Consider the following 1,522-nt stretch of genomic DNA (forward strand, 5'->3'; position numbering starts at 1 on the left):
GTGCACGCGGTGCGCGTCCCGAGCCGCGGGGGCCTGGCGACCGCGCTGTGCGAGATCGCCGCCGCGGCCGGGGCCGGCGTCGAGTTCACCGAGTCCGCGGTGCCGGTGCCGCCCGTGGTCGAGGCGGCCTGCGGCTTTCTCGGTCTCGACCCGCTGCACGTGGCGTGCGAGGGCCGGCTCGTCGCGTTCGTCGCCGCGGCCGACACGGACGCGGTGCTCGCCGCGATGCGCGCGCATCCGGCTGGCCGCGACGCCGTGGTGATCGGCTCGGTCACCGCGGAGCATCCGGGCGTCGTCGTCGCCCGCACCGCCTTCGGTGGGACCCGCATCGTCGACCGCCCACTCGGCGAGCAGCTCCCCCGCATCTGCTGATGCGTCGACCGAGCGCAACCATCCGAGCGGTGGACACGCTCGGCGCCCACTCCAGCCGTCCGAGCCGTACGCGACTCCCGCCCACGCCCACGCGCCGAAATTCGTCCTCGTATGCGACCTGTCGCCCTATCTTGATACGTGGACACAGCGACCTCGGGTGAACAAATTTGGATCTTCGGGTTCATGGCGGTCAACCTTGTCGCGGGAACCGTGGTGCCCGCAGCCATCCGTCGACGGTTCAGCGACACGGCAGCGCGCACCTTCAGGCTTCGCGCCGCCACAGCGAACGGCAGCGCGTTCACCGTGTGGATGGCAGTCTTCTGGGGATTCACCTATGCGGCCATCGGCGCGGGGCTGCTGCTGGTGCTGTTCCTCGTCGAGCGCCGCCCCCGTCAGCGAGCACGCTCAGGGATGGCGAAGACCACGGGCACGCCCCCAGAGACACTCTCGTGACCGTACGGCGCCAGCAGGGTGGGTGAGCGACTACCTGGCGTCTCGACAGCGATTCGGGCTTACTCGTCCGAGGCCCTGCCACTGCGGCTGGGCTCAGCCGGCGGCGCCGATTCGCATCGCGCAGTCGGAGGCGGCCAGGTAGACCTGGCTGCGGCCGCCGGGGTCGAGTCGGACGGTCGGCGCGTCCTTCGTGGCGGTGGCGAAGTCGACGTTCTCCCCGCTGGCGAGATCGCGCAGCACGAATTCACACGTGTCGCTGCCGTTGAAGTCCTTGACCTGGACCTCGACGGCGCTGGGCGGGTGGAAGGCGCTGCTGTCGCCGGTCTGCTGGATGGTGAACGGCAGGGTCGCGTCGCCGCCGCCGGCCTGCGCGGTGAGCCGGCAGCCGGGGGAGGACGGCGTGACGTCGAGCTCGATCCGCCCGGTCTGGTGGATCTGGAAGGTCCTGTCCCCGTAGACGGTCTCCGACCCGGCCAGCCCGGACGGGTTGGCGCCGTGCGGAGCGACGGTGCAGCCCACGTCGTTGCCTGACTGGCGGTCGGCGACAACCAGTCGCCAGGGCCCGGTCGCGGTGTAGCTGAAGGTCGTCGGCTTGTCGGCGCTGTCACCCCCGCGGGTGAGCAGCACGGCCGTGACGGCCGCCGCCGCGAGCACGACGACCGCGACGCCGAGCCCGAGCAGCCGGCCACGGCGCCGG

Annotated in this window: 2 protein-coding genes and 1 pseudogene; 2 read left to right on the forward strand and 1 reads right to left on the reverse strand. The window is 72.0% G+C overall.

Going from position 1 to position 1,522, the window contains the following annotated elements:
- On the forward strand, positions 1-372 hold a 372-nt coding region (locus tag ND748_RS31765), incomplete at its 5' end, for an AIR synthase-related protein (protein WP_251749974.1).
- 138 nt (positions 373-510) lie between these two features.
- Positions 511-825 carry a hypothetical protein gene (locus tag ND748_RS31770; RefSeq protein ID WP_251749975.1) on the forward strand — a complete coding sequence of 105 codons (315 nt, stop codon included), beginning with the start codon at positions 511-513 and terminating at the stop codon, positions 823-825.
- Positions 826-918: 93 nt separating this feature from the next.
- Here ND748_RS31770 and ND748_RS31775 read toward each other — a convergent pair.
- A pseudogene (locus tag ND748_RS31775) lies at positions 919-1,522 on the reverse strand (serine/threonine protein kinase); the annotation flags it as partial.

Source organism: Frankia sp. AiPs1, from assembly GCF_023716945.1.
Lineage (GTDB): Bacteria > Actinomycetota > Actinomycetes > Frankiales > Frankiaceae > Frankia.